24 protein-coding genes and 1 pseudogene are annotated in these 24476 nt (G+C 66.1%); 8 read left to right on the top strand and 17 right to left on the bottom strand.

Going from position 1 to position 24476, the window contains the following annotated elements; translation table 11 throughout:
• Positions 1 to 260 (bottom strand): annotated as a pseudogene (locus AC1DS6_RS39820) (type VI secretion system tip protein VgrG); the annotation flags it as partial.
• A gap of 373 nt (positions 261 to 633) precedes the next feature.
• Here AC1DS6_RS39820 and AC1DS6_RS39815 point away from each other — a divergent pair.
• Complete coding sequence (locus AC1DS6_RS39815; protein ID WP_477104561.1) at positions 634 to 1050, top strand: DUF3592 domain-containing protein; 417 nt, start codon at positions 634 to 636, stop codon at positions 1048 to 1050.
• A 33-nt stretch (positions 1051 to 1083) separates the two neighbouring features.
• The gene (locus tag AC1DS6_RS39810; protein ID WP_477104560.1) at positions 1084 to 1416 is read left to right on the top strand and encodes a DUF3592 domain-containing protein; all 333 of its coding nucleotides are present in this window, start codon (positions 1084 to 1086) and stop codon (positions 1414 to 1416) included.
• Between the two features lie 117 nt (positions 1417 to 1533).
• Here AC1DS6_RS39810 and AC1DS6_RS39805 read toward each other — a convergent pair whose 3' ends face one another.
• The gene (locus AC1DS6_RS39805; protein WP_477104559.1) at positions 1534 to 3171 is read right to left on the bottom strand and encodes an acyl-CoA synthetase; all 1638 of its coding nucleotides are present in this window, start codon (positions 3169 to 3171) and stop codon (positions 1534 to 1536) included.
• A gap of 159 nt (positions 3172 to 3330) precedes the next feature.
• Here AC1DS6_RS39805 and AC1DS6_RS39800 point away from each other — a divergent pair, with 159 nt between their 5' ends.
• From AC1DS6_RS39800 to AC1DS6_RS39790, 3 genes are all read left to right on the top strand, one after another.
• A complete protein-coding gene (locus AC1DS6_RS39800; protein ID WP_477104558.1) occupies positions 3331 to 4095 on the top strand; it encodes a Crp/Fnr family transcriptional regulator in 765 nt (254 codons plus the stop codon).
• A gap of 133 nt (positions 4096 to 4228) precedes the next feature.
• A complete protein-coding gene (locus AC1DS6_RS39795; protein WP_477104557.1) occupies positions 4229 to 4876 on the top strand; it encodes an AraC family transcriptional regulator in 648 nt (215 codons plus the stop codon).
• Positions 4877 to 5190: 314 nt separating this feature from the next.
• Positions 5191 to 5436: a hypothetical protein gene (locus AC1DS6_RS39790; protein ID WP_035871606.1), complete on the top strand. Its 246-nt coding sequence runs from the start codon at positions 5191 to 5193 to the stop codon at positions 5434 to 5436.
• 200 nt (positions 5437 to 5636) lie between these two features.
• On the opposite strand, the gene dmpG is transcribed toward AC1DS6_RS39790, so the two are convergent.
• Genes dmpG through AC1DS6_RS39755 form a run of 7 tightly spaced genes read right to left on the bottom strand, consistent with a single transcriptional unit; the run spans position 5637 to position 13332 of the window.
• Positions 5637 to 6701 (bottom strand): 4-hydroxy-2-oxovalerate aldolase, encoded by a 1065-nt coding sequence (gene dmpG / locus AC1DS6_RS39785; protein WP_477104556.1) that lies wholly within the window; start codon positions 6699 to 6701, stop codon positions 5637 to 5639.
• 27 nt (positions 6702 to 6728) lie between these two features.
• A complete protein-coding gene (locus AC1DS6_RS39780) occupies positions 6729 to 7679 on the bottom strand; it encodes an acetaldehyde dehydrogenase (acetylating) (protein ID WP_441629743.1) in 951 nt (316 codons plus the stop codon).
• Positions 7680 to 7705: 26 nt separating this feature from the next.
• Positions 7706 to 8683, bottom strand: a complete 978-nt coding sequence (locus AC1DS6_RS39775) for a Bug family tripartite tricarboxylate transporter substrate binding protein (RefSeq protein WP_441629742.1) — start codon at positions 8681 to 8683, stop codon at positions 7706 to 7708.
• Between the two features lie 51 nt (positions 8684 to 8734).
• Positions 8735 to 9526 (bottom strand): 2-keto-4-pentenoate hydratase, encoded by a 792-nt coding sequence (gene mhpD / locus AC1DS6_RS39770; protein WP_477104555.1) that lies wholly within the window; start codon positions 9524 to 9526, stop codon positions 8735 to 8737.
• A gap of 17 nt (positions 9527 to 9543) precedes the next feature.
• Positions 9544 to 10494, bottom strand: coding sequence for a 3-carboxyethylcatechol 2,3-dioxygenase (locus AC1DS6_RS39765; RefSeq protein WP_477104554.1), 951 nt, complete (start codon positions 10492 to 10494; stop codon positions 9544 to 9546).
• A gap of 1 nt (position 10495) precedes the next feature.
• Complete coding sequence (locus AC1DS6_RS39760) at positions 10496 to 12361, bottom strand: bifunctional 3-(3-hydroxy-phenyl)propionate/3-hydroxycinnamic acid hydroxylase (RefSeq protein ID WP_441629739.1); 1866 nt, start codon at positions 12359 to 12361, stop codon at positions 10496 to 10498.
• Positions 12362 to 12396: 35 nt separating this feature from the next.
• On the bottom strand, positions 12397 to 13332 hold the full coding sequence (locus tag AC1DS6_RS39755; RefSeq protein WP_441629738.1) for an alpha/beta fold hydrolase: 936 nt from the start codon (positions 13330 to 13332) through the stop codon (positions 12397 to 12399).
• A 133-nt stretch (positions 13333 to 13465) separates the two neighbouring features.
• Between AC1DS6_RS39755 and AC1DS6_RS39750 the strand changes: the two genes are divergently transcribed.
• Positions 13466 to 14287: a DNA-binding transcriptional regulator gene (locus AC1DS6_RS39750; RefSeq protein WP_441629737.1), complete on the top strand. Its 822-nt coding sequence runs from the start codon at positions 13466 to 13468 to the stop codon at positions 14285 to 14287.
• Positions 14288 to 14294: 7 nt separating this feature from the next.
• Here the strand turns inward: AC1DS6_RS39750 and AC1DS6_RS39745 are convergent, their stop codons facing one another.
• The 8 genes from AC1DS6_RS39745 to AC1DS6_RS39710 all read right to left on the bottom strand — a co-directional run bounded on the left by AC1DS6_RS39745 (position 14295) and on the right by AC1DS6_RS39710 (position 21502).
• Positions 14295 to 15302, bottom strand: a complete 1008-nt coding sequence (locus AC1DS6_RS39745; RefSeq protein WP_477104553.1) for a Bug family tripartite tricarboxylate transporter substrate binding protein — start codon at positions 15300 to 15302, stop codon at positions 14295 to 14297.
• Between the two features lie 265 nt (positions 15303 to 15567).
• Positions 15568 to 16371: a 4-hydroxy-2-oxoheptanedioate aldolase gene (gene hpaI, locus AC1DS6_RS39740; RefSeq protein ID WP_477104552.1), complete on the bottom strand. Its 804-nt coding sequence runs from the start codon at positions 16369 to 16371 to the stop codon at positions 15568 to 15570.
• A gap of 13 nt (positions 16372 to 16384) precedes the next feature.
• Positions 16385 to 17188 (bottom strand): 2-oxo-hept-4-ene-1,7-dioate hydratase, encoded by an 804-nt coding sequence (gene hpaH / locus AC1DS6_RS39735; protein ID WP_441629734.1) that lies wholly within the window; start codon positions 17186 to 17188, stop codon positions 16385 to 16387.
• A gap of 45 nt (positions 17189 to 17233) precedes the next feature.
• Positions 17234 to 17623 (bottom strand): 5-carboxymethyl-2-hydroxymuconate Delta-isomerase, encoded by a 390-nt coding sequence (locus AC1DS6_RS39730; RefSeq protein WP_441629733.1) that lies wholly within the window; start codon positions 17621 to 17623, stop codon positions 17234 to 17236.
• Positions 17624 to 17676: 53 nt separating this feature from the next.
• Positions 17677 to 18525, bottom strand: a complete 849-nt coding sequence (gene hpaD, locus AC1DS6_RS39725) for a 3,4-dihydroxyphenylacetate 2,3-dioxygenase (protein ID WP_477104551.1) — start codon at positions 18523 to 18525, stop codon at positions 17677 to 17679.
• A 61-nt stretch (positions 18526 to 18586) separates the two neighbouring features.
• Positions 18587 to 20047 (bottom strand): 5-carboxymethyl-2-hydroxymuconate semialdehyde dehydrogenase, encoded by a 1461-nt coding sequence (gene hpaE, locus AC1DS6_RS39720; protein WP_441629731.1) that lies wholly within the window; start codon positions 20045 to 20047, stop codon positions 18587 to 18589.
• Positions 20048 to 20075: 28 nt separating this feature from the next.
• Positions 20076 to 20840 carry a fumarylacetoacetate hydrolase family protein gene (locus AC1DS6_RS39715; RefSeq protein ID WP_477104550.1) on the bottom strand — a complete coding sequence of 255 codons (765 nt, stop codon included), beginning with the start codon at positions 20838 to 20840 and terminating at the stop codon, positions 20076 to 20078.
• Positions 20837 to 21502: a fumarylacetoacetate hydrolase family protein gene (locus AC1DS6_RS39710; RefSeq protein WP_477104562.1), complete on the bottom strand. Its 666-nt coding sequence runs from the start codon at positions 21500 to 21502 to the stop codon at positions 20837 to 20839. Before AC1DS6_RS39710 ends, AC1DS6_RS39715 begins: the two co-directional genes overlap by 4 nt.
• A gap of 515 nt (positions 21503 to 22017) precedes the next feature.
• Between AC1DS6_RS39710 and AC1DS6_RS39705 the strand changes: the two genes are divergently transcribed.
• Both AC1DS6_RS39705 and AC1DS6_RS39700 read left to right on the top strand, forming a co-directional pair.
• Positions 22018 to 23082, top strand: coding sequence for a substrate-binding domain-containing protein (locus AC1DS6_RS39705; protein ID WP_441629729.1), 1065 nt, complete (start codon positions 22018 to 22020; stop codon positions 23080 to 23082).
• Positions 23083 to 23135: 53 nt separating this feature from the next.
• Positions 23136 to 24158, top strand: a complete 1023-nt coding sequence (locus AC1DS6_RS39700) for an ABC transporter substrate-binding protein (protein WP_441629728.1) — start codon at positions 23136 to 23138, stop codon at positions 24156 to 24158.
• The last annotated feature ends 318 nt before the right edge of the window (positions 24159 to 24476 follow it).

The raw sequence follows: 24476 nt of genomic DNA, 5'->3' as shown, positions 1-24476 counted from the left end.
GGCTCCGTCCCGTCTCCGGGATCGATCAGGAACGTCGCGTCCTTGCCGAGATAGTCGGCCCGCTCAAGCGGCAAGGGGTGCGTCAGCTGGATGGTGACGGTATAGGGCTCGCCCATGCGCTCCACCGCTTCGAATGACACCACCGACAGCTCGGCGGCGCTGGCCGTGCCGGGCACCTCGAGGAAGTAAGCCTGGCGCCCGGACAATCCCTTGAACGGCGCACTGCCGTATGTCCTCCGTTGTTCATCCGGATCCGTCATGGTTTCCGCTCCGTTGTCGGCGTGATCGATGCTGACGCAGGACTTTAAACGTCTTTTTATATGCCATAAATACCTTATATGCCGTTTTTGAAATTTAACATTTTTTTAACATGAATTCGTACTTGTCCTATATCCATCACATGGACCTCCATGCTATTAATTTCGGCGAACTACCTTACTGATCGCTAACGAAAAAATTGGAAAATTCTTGAAATCAGTTGTGTGATTCCGCGCAGCGCCAAGCAATCGCGGGCAGGGCCTTCCAGTACTCAGCCGAGGCCGACTAGAAAGGAATGCGGGCGACAATGGACATATTCACATTCGGCGCGTTTGTGCTACGGCGACGGGATATTTGCAGCGATCGGAAAATAGGATGCCAACCGATGAATCAGAAGACCTGCGCCTGATGAGGCCACCCAGTCTTATCGGACAAGTGAGGCGCACCCATAAAATGAACCCAATGAAAAACCTGAGTATCATCAAGTACACCTTCGCCGTCATAGGTATCGCGTTGCTGCTTGGTGCAGTCGCCATCGGTCAGCACACGCGTTCATTCCTGTCGAACGCGGTGCGTGCGGACGGCACCGTCGTTGCCCTCGATGCACTGCACGACCGCGGTTCGACGACCTACAGACCAATCATTCGTTTCCAGACGCCAAGCGGGACCGTCGAATTCCGTTCCTCGAGTGGCAGCAACCCACCTGGCTACACAGTCGGCGATACGATCCCGGTACTGTATTCGCCGGCAAAGCCGAATGAAGCGACGCCCGACGAATTCTTCCCCCTTTAGGGGGCGGCAACGATAGTCGGTGGCATCGGCCTCGTGTTCTTCGCCATTGGCGCCACGATGGTCGTGCTGGCACGGCGCTCATCGCGTCGAGAAGCCTACTTGCGCAGCCGGGGCGTACCGGTCCAAGCACGCATCCAGGGCATCGAAGAGAACGAAAGCATGCAAGTCAATGGACGCACGCCCTACCGGATCACGGCACAATGGCTGGACCCGGCGACATCGCGAATCCACATCTTCTACAGCGGCAACATCTGGTTCGATCCGACCGACTATGTGACGGGTGAGCACATCACCGTCCTTTTAGATCGGAATAATCCGAAGCACTATCACGTCGACATTTCGTTCCTGCCGCAACTGGCAACCTGACACGCAAGCCAGGTAGCTGAACCACCCCTCTCCCCCGGCGGGGAAAGGAACTGACAGCCATCGTCATTGCCGACTGCTTTGACATGCCGTCGGCTTCTGTCGAGGCACGTTGCGCCCCTAAACATCGATCGCCGTATCCGACTTCACCTTCTTGCGCAACTCGAACTTCTGGATCTTGCCCGTCGATGTCTTAGGCAACGGCCCGAAGTACACCGCCTTGGGCACCTTGAAGCCCGCCAGCAGGGTGCGGCAATGGGCGATCAGTTCCTTGGCCGTTGCGCTGGCGCCATCCTTCAGCTCCACGAACGCGCAGGGCGTCTCGCCCCATTTCACATCCGGCTGGGCCACCACCGCCACGGCCAGCACGGCGGGATGGCGATAGATCGCGTCTTCCACTTCCACGCTGGAGATATTCTCGCCACCGGAGATGATGATGTCCTTGCTGCGGTCCTTGATCTTGACGTAGCCGTCTGGCGTGCACACGCCCAGGTCGCCGGTATGGAACCAGCCGCCGGCAAATGCCTCGCGCGTGGCCTTCTCGTTCTTGAGGTAGCCCTTCATGCAGATGTTGCCGCGGAACATGATCTCGCCGATTTCCTCGCCGTCCGAGGCCACCGGTTGCATGGTGTCCGGGTCCAGCACGGCCACCTCCGTCTGCAGGTGGTAGCGCACGCCCTGCCTTGCCTTCTTGGTGGCGCGGTCCTCTTGCGACAGCCCGGCCCAATCGTCCTGCTCGGCGCACACCGCGGCCGGGCCGTAGGTCTCGGTCAGGCCATAGACATGGGTCAGCTCGAAGCCCATTTCCTCCATCTGCGCCAGCACCGCGGCCGGCGGCGGCGCACCCGCCACCATGCCGCGCACCGGGCCGCGCAGCCCTTCGCGCCAGGCCGGCGGCGCGTTGACCAGCGCGGTATGCACGATGGGCGCGGCGCAGTAGTGAGTCACGCCTTCGTCGCGCATCAGGTCGAATACCAGCTTGGGCTCGAACTTGCGCAGGCACACATTGACCCCGGCGCGCGCCGCGATGGTCCACGGGAAGCACCAGCCGTTGCAGTGGAACATCGGCAGCGTCCAGAGGTACACCGCGTGCTTGGGCAGGTCCCACTCAAGGATGTTGGAGATGGCGTTGATGGCCGCGCCACGATGGTGGTAGACCACGCCCTTGGGGTCTCCGGTGGTGCCCGAGGTGTAGTTGAGTGCGATCGCATCCCACTCGTCGGCGGGCATTTGCCAGGCGAATGCGGGATCGCCGGAGGCCAGCAGGCTTTCGTAGTCGGTCTCGCCGAAGGGCTGCGCGTCCTGCGGGCCCAGTGCGTCCACCACGGCGACTACCTTCAGCCCCGGGATCTCGTTGGCGATCTGCCGCGCCAGGTCGGCAAACTCGGTGTCGGCCAGCAGCACCCTGGCCTCGCCATGGCGCAACATGAAAATCAGGTTGGCGGCATCCAGCCGGATATTCAGCGCATTGAGCACCGCCCCGGCCATCGGCACCCCGAAATGCGCCTCCACCATGGCGGGCGTGTTGGGCAGCAGGGCTGCTACGGTATCGCCCTTGCCCACGCCCAGGTTCGCCAGCGCGCTGGCCAGGCGCCGCGCGCGTGCATAGGTCTCGCGCCAGTTCTGGCGCACCGGGCCGTGCACGATGGCCAGGCGATCGCCATAGACTTCGGCGGCGCGCGCCAGGTAGTCGATCGGTGTCAGGGGAACGTGGTTGGCCGGGTTCTTGCCCAGGCCGGTATCGAAATCGCTTGGCATTGCTGTAGTCTCCGCATGCGCCGGCAGGGCCGGTTCCTTTCCACAGGATGAACCAAGCGCGGCCGGTCGCTGTTACTTTTCGCTGTGCAAGGCTATCATCGCACACGACGAAGCTCTGTCGTCCGGATGACAATGCCCGCGCCGGGCCAAGCCGAAATCATGTCCAGCCCGCCATCAGCCACACCCCAAGCGCTCACGCCCCCCTCTGCAGCCGCCACACAGCCGCCAGCATCCTCGCCGTGCACCGGGCATGCCGCCCTGCTCTCGGAACATGAATGGTTCGCCGCGCTCGCGCCCGGCCATCAGGCACTGGCGGCGCGGCAACTGGTCGTGCAGGACTTTGCCGCGGGCGCCTTCGTGGCGCATCGCGGCGAGCCTTCGCGCTACTGGATCGGGGTGGAGCGTGGCCTGATCAAGCTCGCGGTCTACACGCCGGACGGGCGCGGCTGCACCTTCTCGGGCGTGCCGGCGGGCGGCTGGTGCGGAGAAGGCAGCGTGATCAAGCGCGAAGCACGGAGATACGATGTGATCGCCATCCGCGACTCGCGCGTGGCGCTGGTGCCGGACACCGTATTCCACACCTTGCTGGCCGAGAGCCTGCCTTTTGCCAGCTTCGTGGTGCGCCAGCTCAATGAACGCATGGGCCAGTTCATCGCCACCGTGCAAAACGAGCGCCTGCTGAGCGTCGATGCGCGCGTGGCGCAAGCGGTGGCCCAGTTGTTCCATCCCGCGCTGTATCCGCGTACCAGCGAGGTGCTGGAGCTATCCCAGGAGGAGATTGGCCTGCTGACCGGACTTTCCCGCCAGCGGGTCAACCAGGCGCTGCGGCGGCTGGCGTCGGAGGGCATGGTGGACCTGTCGTACCAGAGCATCCGGGTGACGGATCTTGAGCGCCTGCGTCACTTTGGCTTGTCCGAACTGTAGCCAATGTAGCCAACGCGGCCGATGAAACCTTCCTTCGCCATCCCGGAAGCCACTGGCCTTGCGAACCCGTACAATGCGAGTTCGGCTTCGCGCCCCGCGCGTCGCCTGCCAGCCGGACCCTCCTGAACTTCGCATGGCCCTCGTCAGCAGAACCGATCTGCGCCTGTCCCGCTTGCGCTTTCCCTTCGCGGTGCGCGTCGACGCCCTGCGAGGCAGCGCGCGCCTGCGCGACGCCAACGCGCGGCGCGAGGTGTGGCCGGGGAATCCGTTCGTGGTCCCTGCCTTTTCATATTTCGATTGCGATTTGCTGCCGGCGCCCGGGCGCAGCGCGGTGATCACGCTGCGCGCGGTGCCGGACGACGCCTGTCCGCGCATGACGCTGGCCGCCACGCCGGGCGGCACATACCCCAGCCAGAAATACTGGTCGCGCGCCCTCGCCGGCGAGATGTTCGAACACCCCCGGCTGGCCTGGAATGCGGCATTGGTGGCCGAGCGCTGGCAGGCCACGCCGCGCCTGGTACGCGCACGCCTGTTCGCGGAAGGCGAATCGCTGCGCACCCTGCTGCGCGAGCAGCGGGTAGCGCATACGATCTACCTGCTGGCGATGGACAAGAACGCACGCCCCGAGTGGCTGGCCGGGCAAGTGGGACTGGCGGGCGTCGCTGCGTTAAGGGCCGCCTGCGCCAACACGCTAGGCCCCTCTGCCCTGAGCTTGCTGGCGGACAGAAACAGCCAGGCTGCCCCCGCCGGACTCCGTCCGGCATTCACGCTGGCGGCCTGAAGCACCGCGTCCGGCTTCACTGCATTGCGGCCTTCACGGCGCTTGTAAAAAACCTGCGGCGTTTGTAAAAAGCACTGGCCTGCCTGCGGTCCATAGTGCCCGGCATGTGCGGGGCCGTGAACATCGTGCCCTTGCCCGACTGGTGGCGGCAAAAGAAAAGCAAGGCCAGGGAGACGCGCAAACCGTTGCCAGCCGGTCCAATGCGGGGCGCACGCGATCTCGGGTGACCGGCAGGTGGCATGGATACCCGCAGCGTGGCACGCGCCTTGCACCCCTCCATTAACGCGGCATTCCGCCGCGCCATGGAGAGCACAATGGGACAGCAACAGCAACCCGGCCAAGGCCAGCAAGACCAAAGCAAGCAACAGCAGCAATCCGGTCAGCAAGGCGGCCAGTCCGGCAGCCAGGACCAGAAGGGCGGCCAGCAACAGCAGCAGGACCGTGGCCAAGGCCAGCAAGGCGGCCAGCACGACAAGCAAGGACAACAGGGCCAAAAGGCCGACCAGGCTGGGCAGCAAAACCAGCAAGGCCAGAAAAGCGGCCAGCAGGGCCAGCGTTAATCACTTTGCCGGCATAACGAATTGGCTTGCGGCGGCAATCAAGGCCGCCGCCCGGCGCCGCCTCCGCGTGCTTGCGTGGAGGCGGCTTTTTGTTTGAGCTGGATTGAGGAATGGCCGGGCGACGCCATGGATCATGCTGACGCCTTACCCTGCGGCGGCGGTTTACCTTGCTGCCGCAAACCGGCGCCGGATGGCCCTTGTCAGGCGGCATCCCGGGCAACGGCCTTCGCACCTTTTTCCTCGCTGGCCTTGCGCGCCTCCAGCAAATCCAGCGCCACGTCGACGATCATGTCTTCCTGCCCGCCCACCATGCGCCGGCGCCCGAGTTCGACCAGCACGTCGACCGTCTTCAAGCCATATTTGCTCGCCGCGGCCTCGCTGTGGCGCAGGAAACTGGAATACACGCCCGCATATCCCAGCGCCAGCGTTTCGCGGTCGACCCGCACCGGCCGGTCCTGCAGCGGACGCACGATGTCGTCGGCGGCATCCATCAGCTTGTAGAGGTCGCAGCCGTGGTTCCATCCCATGCGCTCCGCCGCCGCGATAAAGACTTCCAGCGGCGCATTGCCGGCGCCGGCCCCCATGCCGGCAAGGCTGGCGTCGACGCGGTCGCAGCCCTCCTCCACCGCCACGATGCTGTTGGCCACGCCCAGGCTCAGGTTGTGGTGGGCGTGCATGCCGGTCCGGGTTTCCGGCTTCAGCACGTCCTTGAAGGCGCGGAAGCGGTCGCGGACATCGTTCATGGTCAGCGCGCCGCCCGAGTCCACCACGTAGCAGCAGGTGGCGCCGTAGCTCTCCATCAGCTTTGCCTGCGCCGCGAGGTGCTGGGGCGTGGTCATGTGGCTCATCATCAGGAAGCCGACCGCCTCCATGCCCAGGTGGCGGGCGTACTCGATATGCTGCCGCGAGACGTCCGCCTCGGTGCAATGCGTGGCCACGCGGACGATGCGCGCGCCGGCGCCATAGGCGGCCTTGAGATCATGGACGGTGCCGATGCCGGGCAGCAGCAAGGTGGCGACCTTGGCATGGCTGACCACGCTGGCCACCGCTTCGATCCATTCCAGGTCCGTATGGGCGCCGAAGCCATAGTTGAAGCTGGACCCCTGCAGGCCATCGCCATGCGCCACTTCGATGGAGTCGACCCTGGCCTCATCGAGGGCCCTGGCGATCCGGACGGCTTGTTCGATGCTGTACTGGTGACGGACGGCGTGGCTGCCGTCGCGCAGCGTCACGTCGGAGATATAGAGTTTCTTCTGGTCTTCCATGACAGTCTTTCCTGATGAGCGGCCGCGTCAGGCGGCAGCGCGTTGGGCAAGCATGGCGCCGGCCATGCGCCTGGCGATGGTCAGCGCGGCGCTGGTCATGATGTCGAGGTTCCCGGCATAGGCGGGAAGATAGTGGGCAGCGCCCTCCACCTCCAGGAACACCGAAGTCTTGAGCCCGCTCACCCGCCCCACGCCCGGCACCACCAGCGGCGCATTGGCCGGGATCGTCTCGAACTGCACCTTCTGCTTGAGGCGGTACCCCGGCACATACTGCTGCACCTCGGCGGCCATGGCTTCGATCGACGCGGCGACCGCATCCTGCTCCGCCATCTCGCTCAGGCAGTAAACCGTGTCGCGCATGATGAGCGGCGGCTCGGCGGGATTGAGCACGATGATGGCCTTGCCCTTCCAGGCCCCGCCGATCGCTTCGATCGCCTTCGAGGTGGTCTCGGTGAATTCGTCGATATTGGCGCGCGTGCCGGGGCCCGCGCTCTTGCTGGAAATGCTCGCGACGATCTCGGCGTACAGCACGGGCGCCACGCGGGAGACAGCGGCCACCATGGGAATGGTGGCCTGTCCGCCGCAGGTGACCATGTTGACGTTGTGTGCGTCGAGATGGGCGTCGCCGTTGACCACCGGGATGCAGTACGGGCCGATGGCCGCCGGCGTCAGGTCGATCATGCGCAGCGACGGGCGCAGGCCGCGCAGGAACGCATCGTTCTTCACGTGCGCGCCGGCGCTGGTGGCATCGAACACGATGTCGATGTCGCCGAACACGGGCATGCGCGTCAATCCTTCCACGCCCTCGTGGGTGGTCGCCACGCCGAGGCGCGCGGCGCGTGCCAGGCCGTCCGATGCCGGGTCGATGCCGACCATCGCGCCCATCTCGATCTGCTCGCCGTGGCGCATGATCTTGATCATCAGGTCCGTGCCGATATTGCCGGAACCGATGATGGCTGCTTTCAGCTTGCGGGTCATGTCGTTCTCCTGTTGCTTGTTTCGCGTCATTCCACGCTGGCGCCGCTGGCCTTGACCAGCGGGGCCCAGCGCGTGCTTTCGCTGTTGAGGAAGGCGCCGAACTGTTGCGGCGTCATGGGCAGCGCTTCCAGGCCCTGGTCGGCAAACCGCCTGGTCACCTCGGGTGCCTTGAGCGCCTTGACCGCCGCCTCATTGAGACGCGCGACGATGGCATCAGGCGTGCCGGTCTTGACCACCATGCCGAACCAGACGCCGGCATCCAGCCCACCAATGCCGAGCTCGGAGAGCGTGCGCACGTCCGGCAGCGAAGGCGAGCGGCGAGGCGCCGCGATGGCCAGCGGCTTGACCTTGCCGCCCTTGATCAGCGGCGAGGTGGTGATCACCGGGTCGAACATCATGTCGACCTGCCCCGCCATCACATCCTGCAAGGCCGGGGCCGAGCCCTTGTAGGCCACGTGGGTCATATGGCCGCCGGACTTGTCGGCGAACAGGCCGCCCAGCAGGTGCCCGATCGAGCCGATGCCCTGAGAGGCATAGTTCACGCCGTCTGGCTTGCTCCTGGATAGCGCCACCAGTTCCTTGACGGAATTGACCGGGCTGCCCTGCGGCACCACCAGCACGAGCGGCGACGAAGCCAGTGCCGTCACCGGCTTGAAATCCTTGAGCGGGTCGTACGAGAAATTGCGGTACAGACCAGGATTGATCGCGAACATTTCGGTGGCGGCCACAAACAGGGTGTAGCCGTCCGCATCGGCACGCTTGACCGATTGCGCGGCGATCTGGCCGCCACCGCCGGGCCGGTTCTCGACCACGACCGGCTTGCCGAGACCGGTTTGCATCTGCTGCGCCATCTGGCGCGCAATCATGTCGGTCACGCCGCCGGCGGGGAACGGCACGACGATGGTCAGCGGCCGGCTGGGAAAGGTGTCGGCCATGGCGGGGGCGTTGGCGGCCAGGCCGACGGTCGCGAGCAGTGCTGCCAGGATGGGTTTTGCGTATTTCATGTTGTCTCCTTGTGTATTTCTAATGGGGTAAATCGCTTGATACGCGGCGCGCTAGCCCTGTGCGAACCGTGCCCGCACACTGCCGATGCCGCTAATGCGGGCCTCGAAGCACTGCCCCGGTCCGGCGGCGGCCATCGGGCCGAGCGCACCGGTCAGGATCAGGTCGCCGGCGCGCAGCGGGTCGCCCAGCGAGGCCAGCTTCCGGGCCAGCCAGACCGCGGCGTTGAGCGGATGGCCAAGGCAATCCGCACCCGAACCCATGGAGACGCGCTCGTCGTCCCGCAGCATTTCCATCTTCACGGTCTTCAGGTCCAGGCCGGCCAGCGGCACGGGCACAGCGCCGAGCACCACCAGGCCGCTGGAGGCGTTGTCGGCCACGGTATCCACGTACGAGATATCCCAGTCGCGGATACGGCTGCCGACCACTTCAATCGCGGGCAGCACGTAGGCGATGGCGTTGATCAGGTCCACCAGCGTGGCGTCCTCCTCCGGCACATCGCGGCAGAGCACCAGCGCGACCTCGGCTTCCGCCTTCGGCTGCAGGGTGCGCGCTACCGGAATCGGCTCGTCGTCGCCGAAGACCATGTCGGCGAACAACGTACCGAAGTCGGGCTGGTCCACGCCAAGCTGGCGCTGCACCGCTGGCGAAGTCAGGCCGATCTTGCGGCCCACCACGCGGCGGCCCTGAGCCCGCCACGCGTCGACGTTGGCGCGCTGGATGGCATAGGCCATCGCGGCATCGCCGGGCGGGATTTCGCCGCGCAGCGGTTCGACCGGCGTGCGCGTCTGCTCTGCCTCGCGCAGCCGCCTGGCAAGCGCGAGCGTCATTTCCTGGTTTGACATGGTTGATCCTGGTTGGGTTATGCGTGCCCGGTGGCAGGCCGTGCCTGCATCACGCCGAAGCCTGCGATCCATTCGTCGATGGGCCGGTAGTACTCGACCGATGCCTGGTAAGGCCCGGCGGCGGCCAGCGCGCCAAATGCGGCGATCCAGGTGCGGATCTCGTGCGCCGACTTGCCGGCGTCGCGCGTGATGTCGTCGTTGCGCATCGCATCCACCCCGCCCAGGTTGCCGCTGGCGAGCAGTTCCAGGAAAGCCCTGTCCCATGCCGGATTGAGCGGATGCAGAGGGCTGTCGCCCTTGGTGAAGGCTTGCGCGGCGGCCACGGTACGCGCCTGGCGGGCAGCACGCGACTCGGGCGACGGGTTGCGCCCCGCAATCAGGCGCTCGGCGACCTCCGCGTTGGCCGAAGCGATTTCCGGCACGGGCGGCTCATGTGAAATGCCGCCCGACCCCACCACCAGCACGCGCTTGCCCAGGCCTTGCAGGAAGCCACCGATGGCCTCGCCCAGCAGCCGCGCACGGCGGCACGTCGCCATGGGCGGCGCCACCGAGTTGATGAAGACGGGAATCACCGGGCACTGGCCGAGCCCGCCCAGCAGCACTTCCAGCGCCTGCGCGCAGCCGTGGTCCACCTGCATGCGGTACGACACGGCCACGTCCACGTCGCTGGCCAGCACGGCCTGCGTCATCGCAATGGCAGTGCCGCGCGGCACATCGAGCGGGCCGGCGAGACTCTTGAAGTCGCCGATGGCGCTGGCTTCGACGCCGATACAGAACTGCGGCATCACGTCATAAAAGAATCCATTGAAATGATCCGGAGCGAAGACCACCACCAGTTCCGGCGCAAAGGCCTGTACCCGGGCACGCGCCGCGGCCTGCACGCGCTCCACTTCGGCCACGATCTCCGGTGCGGGATCGTAATAGCCGTGCAGCGGCGTATGGGACAGGCATTCGAGATGCATCGGCATGTCAGGCTCCCCGCGCAAAGGCGATCGCGCGGCCGGGCACCGGCGCCGCGTCCGGCTGGGCAGGCAGTACGCCCGAGGCAGCAGATGCCGCCGGCGACACGTCGGCCAGGGCAAGCTTCCCGGCCAGCGCCTGGATGGCCTCCGACACCTGCTGCGGCGAGCACATGCCGGCCACGAAGCGGTCGGGACGCAGCAGCACCACGGAGTCCGGCACCTTGCCGAACCATTCCTTGAGGCGCCCGGCGGCATCGCCGATGGCAATCACGCCGTCCGGCACATCGTCGCGATAGGCGAGCTGCGTATCGGGCTTGGCCATCACGAAACAGGCGCCCAGCTTTTCCCAGACGGCACGCGCTTGCGGCGTAAGGCCGAAGGTCGGGTCGGCACCCCAGGCAACGATGGCAAAGCGATTGCCGATCACGTCGTCGAGGCGCACCGTATGGCCTGCCTCGGTCCGCACCATCGGCTGGATGAACATGCGCCCGACCGGCGACCCGCCGGCCGGATCGCGGCCGTGGACAAGCCTTCCCACCAGCGAATCCCGTTTCTCGCTCATCAGCCCCAGCATGCGTCCCAGCGGCGAGTTGCCGGAGCGCTCCAGCAAGCGCGCGAGGAAGCCGTCGTCCCGCTGGCGCCCGGGCAACAGCACCACCCCGGATTCGTAGCGCGGCATGGGCTTGAAGCGCATCTCCACGAAGTACTGCTTTACCGGGGGAAACACGTTCAGCACCCGCGTCAGGCCGTCGCGCACCGACGCACCGAAGCGGCTGGCGGGCGCGAAGATGTCGCCCGCCACCTCCGACAGGTGGATCATCGAGCGCGCATGGGCGCGGCGTTCCACGCCATAGGTGTCGAGCAGGCGGTCCTGCGCCACGCCCTTGACCACCATCGCCAGCTTCCAGCCCAGGTTGCTCGCATCGCGGATGCCGCTGTTGTAGCCCTGCCCCTGCCAGACCGGCATGATGTGCGCGGCGTCGCCCGCCAGCAGCACGCGGTGGACGCGGAACGTGCGCGCCAGCCGCGCGTTGTGCGTATAGACGCGCTTGCGGATGTAGTCGACCTTGTCCGGCTCGGCCACCACCTTGCGGATCAGCGCGGCGAGGTTTTCCGGCCGGGACAATTCCTCTTCCGTCTCGCCGGGCATGACCATGAATTCGAAGCGGCGGATCCCGTGCGGCAACGCGGCCGAGACATAGGGGCGGGTCGCGTCGCAATGCATGTAGATATGCGGCGTGCCGATCGGGTCGTTGCGCACGTCGACCACAATCCACTGGTTTGGCTTGGTGCGCCCTTCGAACGGCACATCGAGCGTGCGCCGCACGATGCTGTTGCCGCCATCGCAGCCCACCATATAGGCAGCGCGGATCGAAGTGACCCGCCCCTGCGCGTCTTCCGCGCTGAGGGTCACGCCAAGTTCGTCCTGTGTGAAGGCCGCGATGCCGTGGCCCAGCAGGACCCTCACATGCGCAAAGCGCTGCAGGCCGTCATACAGGACGCGGTCGGCCAGCGGCTGGATGAAGGCGTTGCGGCGGGACCAGCCAAACTCGTCGGTGCGCGGCTCGATCGATGCAAAGCAGCGGCCGGTATGCGTGACGAAGCGCATCCAGTGGTGCGGCGTGGTATGCGGCAGCAGCGCATCGGCCAGGCCGACCGACTGGAACACGCGCAGTGCCTCGTCGTCGAGCCCGATGGCGCGGGGGTAATCGATGATCTGGTCCAGCTTCTCGACCAGCACGACGCGCACGCCCTGCAGGCCAAGTATGTTGGCGATCATCAGGCCAACCGGCCCGGCGCCGATGATGGCGACGTCGGTGGCAAGATCCTGCGGACGAGCGTCTCCGCCCGCCATCTCGATGGCGTTGTTCATGTCTCCTCTCCTGCTGTTTCGCGGATCTGGCGGGCTTAAACCGCAGTCGCTTCCGGCACGGCGTTGCCGAGCAGGAAGTTCAGGTGAATGCGGTTGAAGGTGGCGGCATCCTCGAACTGCGGCCAGTGGCCACAGCCATCCATCACCGTGAACAGCGCGCCGGGAATCATGGTGGCGATGCGGCGGCCTTCCGAGACATCGGCGGTGGGGTCATCCGAGGTCCACAGCACCAGCGTCGGGGCCTTGATGCGGCCATAGTGCTCGGCGCGCAGGATGTTGCGCTGGCGCGTTTCCATGTCCTGCAGCACCATGTTGCCGCGCTGGGCCTCGACCATGCCCGCTTGCGCGTAGATGGCCTGGCGCGTGGCGATCAGGTCGTCGAAGGCCTTGGCCTTGTCGGCCATCAGCCATTCCACGCGGGCCTTGATGAAGTCCCAGCCCGGTTCTTCCACGGCGCGCATCGACAGCGTCTTGAGGCGCTCCATCACCACCGGGTCCGCCTGCGATCCGCCGGCCGTGTTCAGTACCAGCCGCTCCACCCGCTCGGGATGGTCGATGGCCAGTCGCGAGGCCACCCAGCCGCCCAGCGACTCACCGCTGAACGAGGCGCGCTCGATGCCCAGGGAATCCATCACGCGGATCACATGGTCGACGTAATCGGGAATCTCGCGCCCGCCTGCCGGCTTGTCGGTCCAGCCGTGGCCGATCATGTCGATGGCCCATACGTCGAAATGCTCGGCATGCGATTGCAGGTTGCGTACATAAGCCTCGGCGTGGCCGCCGACACCATGCAGCAGAATCAGTGCTGGCTTGTCGCTGCTGCCGGCATGCAGGTAACGGGTGCGGATGCCTTTGGCATCGAGCCAGCCCTGGCTGAAGGAAACGCCGCGCAACTCACCCCAGATGCTCTGGAACGGCTGGCTGGCCTGGCTGGACTGGACGGGCTTGAGGCTGGTGGCGGCGCTGGGCATCGTGTCTCCTTCGTTCGTGAATGTCTAAGTAGTACAGCGGAGTGTAGAGACCCGATTGCATCCCGACAAAAAAACGAACAGAATGTGCAAGGAGTGCACAACGTTGATTTAAAAGGGTTTTTTAGGGTAATTTATGCCGCATAGCCGAACCTCCCCGTATGCCAGCGTGCGCGGGCTTAGCCGTGGACTGGACGTGCTGAAGGCGCTGAACCGGATGGAAAGCGGGCGCGGGACCGCCCTGCAACTGAGCGAACTGACTGGGCTGCACCGCACCACGGTCAGGCGCCTGCTGGAGACGCTGATCGCGGAAGGCTACGTGCGCCGCAGCGAGTCGGACGACAGCTATCGCCTGACGCTGCAGGTACGGGCCCTGAGTGAAGGCTTCAATGACGACGAGTGGATCTCCACCATCGCCGCGCCGCTGATGGGAGAACTTTTGCAGCGCGTGCTGTGGCCGTCCGACCTGACCACGCCCGACGGCGACGCCATGATCATTCGCGAAACCACCCATCGCTTCAGCCCGCTGTCCTTTCACCGTGCGATGGTGGGACGGCGCCTGCCGATGCTCTCGACGGCAGCCGGGCGGGCCTATTTTGCGTATTGCGGCGACGCCGAACGGGACGATATCCTCAACCTGCTCCGTTCGGGGGCGGGGGGCGAAGAACAAGCGGCGCTGGCCAATAACGCAGCCTATGTCCGCAAGCTGGTGGAGCGCGTGCGCGCGGATGGCTTTGGCTCCAATCGCGGCGACTGGCTCGAGCAGCGCAAGATCGGCGCCGTCGCCGTGCCGATCCGGTATCAGGACCGCGTGCGCGGCAGCCTGAACGTGGTGTATCTCGCGCGCGCCCTGAGCGAGGAAGAAGCGATCAAGCGGTTCGTTGCGCCGCTGCAGGACATCGCAAATCGTGTCCAGGAAGGCATGGCCGCGCCCGTGCCAGCACGGCAGACCACCTAGGCGCGGCTCAGTCCAGCGCGATCTTGTGCGCGCGGATCAAGGCTCCCCACTTCACGCGCTCACGCTCCACGAACTCGGCAAATCCTGCCCGCGTGTCGCCCATGGGTTCAAGGCCAAGCTCCTGCATCTGCCTGACCACAGCCGGATCCTTCAGCGCGGCCGTGATCGCCGCGTTGAGTTTGTCGACTAAAGCGGCCGGCGTGCCGGCCGGCACTACCACGCCCTGCCAGGCAAAGGCCGTGAACCCCGGCAAGCCGGCTTGCGCAAAGGTCGGAACATCCGGCAGTACCGCCGATCGTTGTTCAGCGGGCAGCGCAATCGCTCGCAGGCGGCCGGCGCGGATCAGCGGCACCGCTGCCGACAGGTCAGCCATCATGAAATCGACCTGTCCGCCCGCCACGTCTTGCAGCGCCGGCAGGGTGCCCTTGTAGGGCGCATGCACCGCGCTGGCCTGCACGCGGTCCAGCATCAGTTCGGCACTCAGATGATGCGGGCTGCCGGCGCCCACCGAGGCATAGGTCGCCTTGCCCTGCCCGGCCTTTATCCAGGCGATGAACTCGGGCAGCGTATTCATCGGCAGAGCCGGGTTGGTCACCAGCACCACCGGCAGCTTCACCAGCGAGGTGACCAGCGTGAAGTCCCTGCCGACGTCGTAAGGCAGCTTACGGTACAGCGCGGGATTGAGCACCAGCATGCCCTGCCCGGCGGTCAGCAGCGTGGCGCCGTCGGCGCGGGCCTTGGCCACGTCCTGCGCGGCCAGGATGGTGGCGCCACCGGGCTTGTTGTCGACCACGATGTTCCGGTGCATGACCGGCGCGATCGTCTGCGCGACGATGCGCGTGGCGAGGTCACTGCCGCCGCCCGCGGTAGAGGGCACCACCCAGCGTGCGGGGGGATCGGCGGCCAGGGCCTGGGTAACGCCGCAGAGCGATGCCGTCAGCAGGACCGCAGCACGGAATGTTTGCCGCGCGATAGAGAGCGAGCGCGCGCATGGCGGGCAGGCTGATGTTTGCATATTGTGACTCCTCGCTTCCTCTCTTGTTTTTCGTGCTGCCAGGATGGGACCTGCCTCGGATACGCTGATCTGCTCCTCTCTCCCGCTTGCGGAAAAAGGGGGCGGGGGAGAGGGCCGGCGCTGGTTACGCCTTCGTGCCGGAAAAAACCATTGGCTCCGCTTCCAGTGGTTCCTGGCCAAACCGCGCCAACCCTCTCCCCATGAGGGGAGAAGGAGTAACAGCCGTCGTCATTGCAGACGGTTTTGTCGCACCGGCCGGCTCCGGCTAGTACGTCTTGTCCCCGCCGGCCCCGGCACCGCCCCGCCCCTTGAACTGCGCAGCCAGGCTTTCCGCCGCACGGGCCAGCATCGTGGCATCCACGCCAACCGCGGTAAACGTCGTCCCGAGGGCCATGTACTTGCGGGACTGCGCCACATCGGCGCTGAGAATGCCCGCCCCCTTGCCGGCGCGGCGGATGCGCGCGATAGCGCCGGCGATGGCGCTCTGTACCTCTGCATGGCCCGGATTGCCAAGGTGCCCCATATCGGCAGCCAGGTCCGCCGGGCCGATGAATACGCCGTCCACGCCTTCGGTGGCCGCGATCTCGTCCAGATGTTCAAGCCCGGCGCGCGTCTCTACCTGCACCAGCACGCACATCTCGCTGTTGGCGCGGCCCAGGTAGCCATCGACGCGGTTCCAGCGCGAGGCGCGCGCCATCGCGCTGCCCACGCCGCGCACGCCTTCCGGCGGATAGCGCGTCGCCGCTACGGCGGCGGCGGCCTCGGCGGCGTCCTGCACCATGGGCACCAGCAGCGTCTGCACACCAAGGTCGAGCAGTTGCTTGATCTGCACGGTGTCGTTCCAGGACGCGCGCACCACCGGTTGCACCGGATAGGCGGCCAGCGCCTGCAACTGCGCCAGGATGGACGGCACCGTGTTGGGCGCGTGCTCGCCGTCGATCAGCAGCCAGTCGAAGCCGGCGCCGGCGAGCACCTCGGCCGCGTACGGGCTGGCCAGCCCGAGCCAGAGCCCGACCTGCTGCTCGCCCGCGGCGAGCGCGCGCTTGAAGGTATTGAGGGGAAATTCCATGATGGCCTCGGATTCATGCGAAATGGCAAGCCACGGCGCCCAGCGCGCCGTAATCCACCTGGAATGTATCACCCGGGCTGGCGGCCACCGGCCGGGTGAAGGAGCCGCCAAGGATCACCTCGCCCGCTTCCAGGCTCACGCCGAACGGATGCAGCTTGTTCGCCAGCCAGGCCACGCCGTTTGCCGGATGGTTGAGCACGCCGGCGGCCACGCCGGTTTCCTCGATCACGCCATTGCGCGACATGATGGCCGAGACCCAGCGCAGGTCCACATCGAAGGGCCTCACCGGCCGGCCGCCCATGACCACGCCGGCATTGGCGGCATTGTCGGCGATGGTGTCGAACACCTTGCGCGGGCGCTTGCTGTCGGGGTCGATCGAATGGCTGCGCGCATCGATGATCTCCAGCGCGGGGATCACGTAGGCGGTGGCGTCGTAGACGTCGAACAGCGTGCAGTGCGGCCCCTTGAGCGGCTTGCCAAGCACGAAGGCCAGTTCCACCTCCACGCGCGGCACGATGAACCGGCCGGGGGGAATCGTTGCGCCGTCCTGGAAGAACATGTCGTCGAGCAAAGTGCCGTAGTCGGGCTCGTCGATTTGCGAGGACAGTTGCATGGCGCGCGAGGTCAGGCCGATCTTGTGGCCCTTGACGGTGCGGCCCCCGGCCAGCTTGTGCGCGATCCATTCCCGCTGGATGGCGTAGGCGTCTTCGATAGTGATGTCGGGATGGTCCAGCGAGATCTGCCGGATCTGCTTGCACGATTGTTCCGCATCGTGCAGGCGATGGGCAAGCTGGCGAATCAGCTCAGGGCTGAGCATGGGGTCTCCGTGGGTAGCGTTGAGATTGAGTGGGCGTGGCGCCGGTCAGGCTTTCTTGAAGCGGGCATGGACGTTGTTGTGCTTGTAGCTGCCGCCCTCGTTGAACTCAACCAGCTCCATCGACAGCGCCAGGTAGCGCCGCGCGTACAGCTCGGCAAAGTGCGCCTTGACGGCCTCGAACAGCGCGTCGCAAGCCGTCTTCTTTACCGCCTCGGCGCGCCCGGCGCCGATCTTCAGCGTGATATGGACGAAGGCATAGTCCTCCTCGCCGTCCGCCATGCGGTAGTCGGTCAGTGCCAGCGCGCGCGAGCGGATGCCGCCGGTGGGAAACACCCCGTCCTGCGCGATCAGCACGTCGTTGATGGTCTTGAGCAGGGCCGGCACGCGCGCCTCGGCCCGGATGTTATCGGTGTACTCGACGATGATGTGGGGCATTGGCGGCCTCGTTGGTGAGTCGTGATCCAGTGATCCAGCGATCCAGTGATCCGTCAGCGCACCGGGAAGACCGCATTGATCTGGCCCGTGCCGGAACTGGTGAAATAGTCTGTGACGATATCGACAGGCTGGTCGTACTTGTCCCAGCCCAGCAAGCCAAGCAGCATGGCCGTATCGTGCATGCCGCCCTCGCCGATGCAGTGCTCGTTGTACTCGGGCAGCATGCGGCAGAAGGTGGCCCAGTCGCCCTGCTTCCACAGTTCCACCACGCGCAGGTCCACCTGTTTGAAGAACTCGCGGCTGATCTGGTGGATGCTTTCCTCGGGGCTGTTGTTGTCGTTGAAACGGTGCGACAGCGAGCCGCTGGCGAGAAAGGCCACATTGGCGTCGCTGGCCTCGATGGACTCGCGCAGCGCGGCGCCGAAGCGGCGGCTCTCGTCGAGCTGGTGCCAGGCGCACCAGGCCGCGACCGACACCACCTTGAAGTGGCCGTCGGCGTTCATGTAGCGCATCGGCACCAGCGTGCCGTATTCCAGTTCCAGGCTGGCGATCTCATGGGCGCGCGTCATCACGCCACGTTCAGTAGCGGTGCTGGCGATCAGGCGGCCCAGTTCGGGGTTGCCGTCGTAGGCATAGGCCATGTCCTTGATGAAGTGCGGCAGCTCGTTGCTGGTGTAGATGCCTTCGAAATGCGCGTTGCAGTTGACGTGGTAGCCGGCGTTGACCAGCCAGTGCACATCGGCCACTACGATGGTGTCGACCCCAAGCTCGCGGCAGCGCCGGCCGATCTCGCGGTGGCCGGCGATTGCCGCTTCGCGGCAACCGTGGTGCTTGCCGGGTAGCTCCGACAGGTACATCGACGGTACGTGCGTGATCTTGGCGGCGAGTGAAAGCTTGCCCATTGCGGTGTCTCCTGTTTTGTCATGGCGCCGGTTCGCAGCCCACCCGGCGCGCCGGGTGCTCTCAAACGCCCCAGCGCGGAATGTGATGCCCGCCCATCGAGATACAAACGTTCTTCACCTCCGCAAACACCTCGAAGCTGAACTCGCCCCCTTCGCGCCCGGTGCCGGACGCCTTGGTGCCACCAAAAGGCTGCCGCAGGTCCCGCACGTTCTGGCTGTTGACGAACACCATGCCAGCCTCGATGCCGCGCGCCAGCCGGTGCACCTTGCCCACGTCCTGCGTCCAGATATACGAGGCCAGGCCGTAGGCGGTGTCATTGGCCATGGCCAGGCCGTCATCCTCGCCCTTGAAGGGGATCAGGCAGGCCACCGGGCCAAAGATTTCCTCCTGCGCCACGCGCATGTGGTTTTCCACATTCGCCAGCACGGTAGGCTGCACGAAGTTGCCGTTGCGCAGGTGCGCCGGCAGATCGGACGGACGTTCCGCGCCGCCGGCCAGGATGGTGGCGCCCTCCTGCTCGCCCAGGCGGATATAGCCCGTGACCTTCTCCCAGTGCTGCTGGGTGATCATGGCGCCCACATGCGTCTGCTCGCTGGTCGGGTCCCCCACGCGCAAACGCCTGGCGCGCTCGGCGAACTTGCGCGCGAAGTCGTCATAGACGGTGTCCTGCACGAAGATGCGCGAGCCGGCGGTGCAGCGCTCGCCGTTGATCGAGAAGATGGTGAATAGCGCGGCATCCAGCGCGCGCTCCAGGTCGGCGTCGTCGAACACCAGCACCGGCGACTTCCCGCCCAGCTCCATCGAGAACTTCTTCAGGCCGGCGCGCTCGATGATGCGCTTGCCGGTGGCGGTGCCGCCGGTGAACGACACCGCGCGTACATCCGGATGGCGCACCAGCGCGTCGCCCGCGCTGGCGCCGTAGCCCTGCACCACGTTGAGCACACCGGCCGGGACGCCGGCTTCCAGCGCCAGCATGCCGAGCTGGTCCGCCGTCAGCGGCGACAGCTCCGACATCTTCAGCACCGCGGTATTGCCCAGCGCCAGACACGGCGCGACCTTCCAGGTGGCGGTCATGAAGGGCACGTTCCACGGCGAGATCAGCGCGCACACACCCACCGGCTGGTAGAGCGTGTAGTTCAGCATCTGGTCGTCGACCGGATAGGTGCGGCCGTTCATCTGCACGCACACCTCGGCGAAGAAATTGAAGTTCTCGGCGGCCCGCGGAATCAGCTGCTTGCCGGTCTGCGCGATCGGCAGGCCGGTGTCCTGGGTTTCCAGCGCGGCCAGGTGCGGCACGTGCTCGGTAATCAGGTCCGCCAGCCTGCGCATGATGCGCGCGCGCTCCTTGGCGGGCGTATTGGCCCACTTCGGAAAAGCCGCCTTGGCCGCCGCCACCGCGGCGTTGACCTCGGCCTCGCCGCCCGCGGCCACGGTGGCGATCTCCTCGCCGGTGGCGGGGTTCCAGGTCACGAAGGTGTCCTTGCTGTCGACCTGCTTGCCGTTGATCCAGTGCTTGATCATGTCTTCCTCCTTGTTGGCGCGTGGCGTATCAGCGCACGCTGCCGTATCCGGTGGCGCAGGCGATGGTGTTGACCAGCCGCCCCACGCCTTCGATTTCCGTGACGATTTCATCGCCCGGCTGTGTATCGGCCAGCCCTTCCGGGGTGCCGGTGAGGATCACGTCGCCCGCCTCCAGCGTCATGAAACTGCTGAAGTATTCGATGAGCCACGGAATGCCGAAGATCATGTCGCGCGTGTTGCCCTGCTGGGTCAGCTTGCCGTTGACGGTGGTGCGCAACGCCAGGTTCATCGGGTCCGGCACGTCGTCGCGATCGACCAGCCAGGGCCCGAGCGGGGTGCAGGTGTCGCGGTTCTTCACCCGCAGGTTGGGGCGGTAGTAGTTTTCCAGGTAGTCGCGGATGGCGTAGTCATTCGCCACTGTGTAGCCGCGCACGTAGTCGTAGGCTTGCGCCGCCTTGACGCCGCGTGCGGTGCTGCCGATCACCACCGCCAGCTCGCACTCGTAGTGCATGTACTTCACGCCTTCGGGCCGGATGGTGTGGGCGCGGTGGCCGATGAACGCGCCCGGCCCCTTGAGGAAGACCAGCGGTTCTTCCGGCGCCTTGAAGGCGAGTTCGCGTGCATGGTCGGCATAGTTCAGGCCGAGCGCGAACGTGGTGCGCGGCGCCAGCGGAGGCAGCCACGTCACCGCGACCTCGCTGACCACACGGCCATCGTCGAGGCGCAGTGCGCCCTCGCCCGCCGGTTGCGCGCTGTGGATCAGGCCATCGAAGGCCACGCGTGCGGTTCTCATGCGGTCTCCCCAATGGCTGCCACGACCCGGTGCCGCAGGCACCCTACGCCTTCGATCTCGATCTCCACGGTGTCGCCGGCACGCGCCAGCGGCGCGCCTTCCGGCACGCCCGCCAGCAGCACATCGCCGGCTTCGAGCGACATGAAGGCGGTGACATCGGCCAGCAATTGCGCTACCGGGCGCAGCAGGTTGCCGGTGTGATTGCGCTGGCGTTCCTCGCCGTTGATGCGCACTACCATCATGAGCGCATCGGGGTTCCCCGCTTGCTCGCGCGCGGTCACCCACGGGCCGATCGGGCAATAGCCGTCGCGGCACTTGTGGCGCACCGCCGGGCGGTAGTAGCTGGCATGCGGCACGCTGACGTCCGACACCACCGTGTAGCCGGCGATATAGTCCGCGGCCCGCGCCGCATCGACGCGCGTGGCGCGGCGGCCGATCACGATGCCCAGCGCGGCGCCGATCTCCAGCGTGTCCTGCCCCGGCGGCAACGCTACCTCGCTGCCGTGGGCGGCCAGTGTATTGGCGGGCTTGATGTAGAGGATGGGTCCGGCCGGAGGCGCCTGGTACGGCGCGGCGTTGACGCTATCGCCCAGGGCCGCGAGCGCGCCCTTGAAATTCAGCAGCGTGCCGTAGACCGTGCCGGTGATGGCGGGCTGCCACATGAACTCGTCTTCACGCAGGACGCGCGCCCCGTCCCACGGCAGCAAGGTGGCTTCGTCCACCGGCATTGCCCGCACCGGCCGGCCGCCGGCAGCGATTCTGGCTTGTCGCATCGTGCTCCTGTCTGGTTGCGCCCGCTCTGCGCCCGGCCATTGCATTGCCCGGCTTGCGGATCGTCGTGGCGGATCGCCCGTTGGCGCCGCCTGTACTTAACATGTTAATAAAATTGCGCGGGAGTTTCAAGTGCTTTGTGCCGTCCGGCTTCTCGCACATTCTGCGGCCGCTGGCAGGTTCAGGCTACCCGGCTCCGGGAACGTGGACGCGGGCCTGTCATCGTGCTGTCATGCAGCATCGCCAGAATTCGCCCTGTACCGGGTCAGGCCTTGCGGCAGCGCAAATTTACTAATGCGCCGCAGCAGCAAAAGAGCTTGCTACCCGATTTTTTTGCAGCTTGAATGAAAACGTTTTCATTTCTGCCGCCATGCCTTCTTCGCTAACCGAGACCGGAACGACACACGTGAAGCGCAACCAGGACCGATCGCCCACCCTGCCCGACGCCGCCACCCTGGCTGACGTGGCGCAGACGGCCGGCGTCTCGCTGGCCACCGCGTCCCGCGCGTTCAACAGCCCGGCGCTGGTGCGCGAAGGCACGGTGCAGCGCGTGCTGGACGCAGCGCGGAAACTCAGCTTCCGCCCCAACCTGCTTGGCAGCAAACTGCGCGCGCAGCAAAGCCGCATGATTGGCGTGATGCTGCCGACACTGGAGAACGCCGTGTTCGCCGAATGCTGGCGCGGTATCGAAGACGCAGCGCTGGCCGCCGGCTACTCGCTGATGCTGGTGACCAGCGCCTACGACCCGGCGCGCGAGCGCGAACGCATCGAATACCTGCTGCGCCACCGCGTGGACGGCATGGTGCTGACCGTGGCCGATGCCGCCCGCAGCGCCGTGCTCGACCAGCTCGACGCGGAAGGTGTGCCCTACGTGCTGACCTACAACCAGGCTGCCGCCCGCAGCCAGCGCCATTCCGTCTCGGTAGACAACCGCGCCAGCGCCCGCGAAGGCGTGGAAGCGCTGATCGCCGCCGGGCACCGCCGCATCCGCGTGGTATCCGGCGCCTTCATCGCATCCGACCGTGCCCGCCAGCGCTTCGACGGCTACCGCGACGCCATGCGGGCGCACGGCCTGGAACCCGCGCCACCGGCATGCCTGCCCACCCACACGGCCAGCAACGCCGAACAGATCCGCGCGCTGGCCGTGGGGCCGGACGCGCCGACCGCCTTCTTCTGCACCAATGACCTGCTCGCGATCGGCGTGATCTCGGACCTGAAACGGCTCGGCCTGCGCGTGCCGCGCGACATCTCCGTGCTCGGCTACGACGGCATTGCTCTCGGCGCGCTGGTGGAGCCGGCACTGGCATCGGTGGTCCAACCCAATACCGAAATCGGCGAGCGCGCCGTCGCGCGTCTGCTTGCGCGCTTCGCGCCGTCCGGCACCGGCAAGCAGGACGGCGCCAGGCCCGGACGCATCACCCTGTTGCCACACACCCTGCGCCTGGGCGGCACCGTCGCCGCGCCGGCATGAACCGTCTTCCACCCGCTTTTCCCAGCCCCAGTCCGCTACTCAAGGAGTTCACCATGCAAGCAAGCCGTACCTGGCCCAAGCCGCTACGCTGGATCGCCATCGCACTCGGCGCCGCCGCCTTCAGCCAGGGCGTGGCAGCGCAAACCGCGATCTGCTACAACTGCCCGCCCGAATGGGCCGACTGGGCCTCGCAGATCCGCGCCATCAAGGAAAAGACCGGCGTCACGGTGCCGCACGACAACAAGAACTCCGGCCAGTCGCTCGCGCAACTCGTCGCGGAGAAAGGCAGCCCGGTCGCCGACGTGGTCTATTACGGCGTGACCTTTGGCATCCAGGCCAAGAAAGACGGCGTCACCGCCGCCTACAAGCCGGCCCACTGGAACGACATCCCCGACGGCCTGAAAGACCCGCAAGGCAACTGGTTCGCCATCCACTCGGGCACGCTCGGCTTCATGGTCAACGTCGACGCCCTGCGCGGCAAGCCCGTGCCGCAATCCTGGGCCGACCTGCTCAAACCCGAATACAAAGGCCTGATCGGCTACCTCGACCCCGCCAGCGCCTTCGTCGGCTACGTCGGCGCCGTCGCCATCAACCAGGCCCTGGGCGGCTCGATGGACAACTTCGGCCCCGCCTTCAAATACTTCCGCGACCTGCAGAAGAACCAGCCCATCGTGCCCAAGCAGACCGCCTATGCCCGCGTGCTCTCCGGCGAGATCCCGATCCTGCTCGATTACGACTTCAATGCCTATCGCGCACGCTACAAGGACAAATCCAACGTGGCCTTCGTGATCCCCAAGGAAGGCACGGTAGTGGTGCCCTACGTGATGAGCCTGGTGAACAAGGCCCCGCACGAAGCCGAAGGCAAGAAGGTGCTTGATTTCGTCCTGTCCGATGCCGGACAGGCGCTATGGGCCAACGCCTATCTGCGGCCGGTGCGCAGCGCCGCGATACCCAGCGAAGTGCAAGCCAGGTTCCTGCCCGCGGCGGACTATGCGCGCGCCAAGCCCGTGGATTTCGGCAAGATGGCGGAAGCGCAGAAAGGGTTTAGCGACCAGTATTTGAAGGAGGTCCGATGAGCGGATGGCTGCTCGCGCGATGGCCCTACGATGCTTGATGAGGCAGGCTGAGTTGGTTGCATCGCCATCGCTTTGCCTGCGCCCGCCCTCTCCCGCAAGCGGGAGAGGGGAGCAAGTCGATTCAAACCTCGCAGGGTGTAGCCGTGTGGAGCGCCCCCAAGGGCGGTCCACACCGACCCGCGATGCGAAGCGAGCCGTCAAGGTGTACCAGGCCGTATGGGGCGCCTCGGGATCCGGCGAAAAGAGCGGAAAAGAGGGACCCATGTTTGAGTATCGCCTTAAGGCGATGCGAGTTTGGGTCCCGGCCGCTCTTTTCGT

Source organism: Cupriavidus sp. 05L310, from assembly GCF_056398185.1.
Note: the sequence above shows the minus strand (reverse complement) of the source record. Positions and strands in the feature narration are given on the sequence as shown.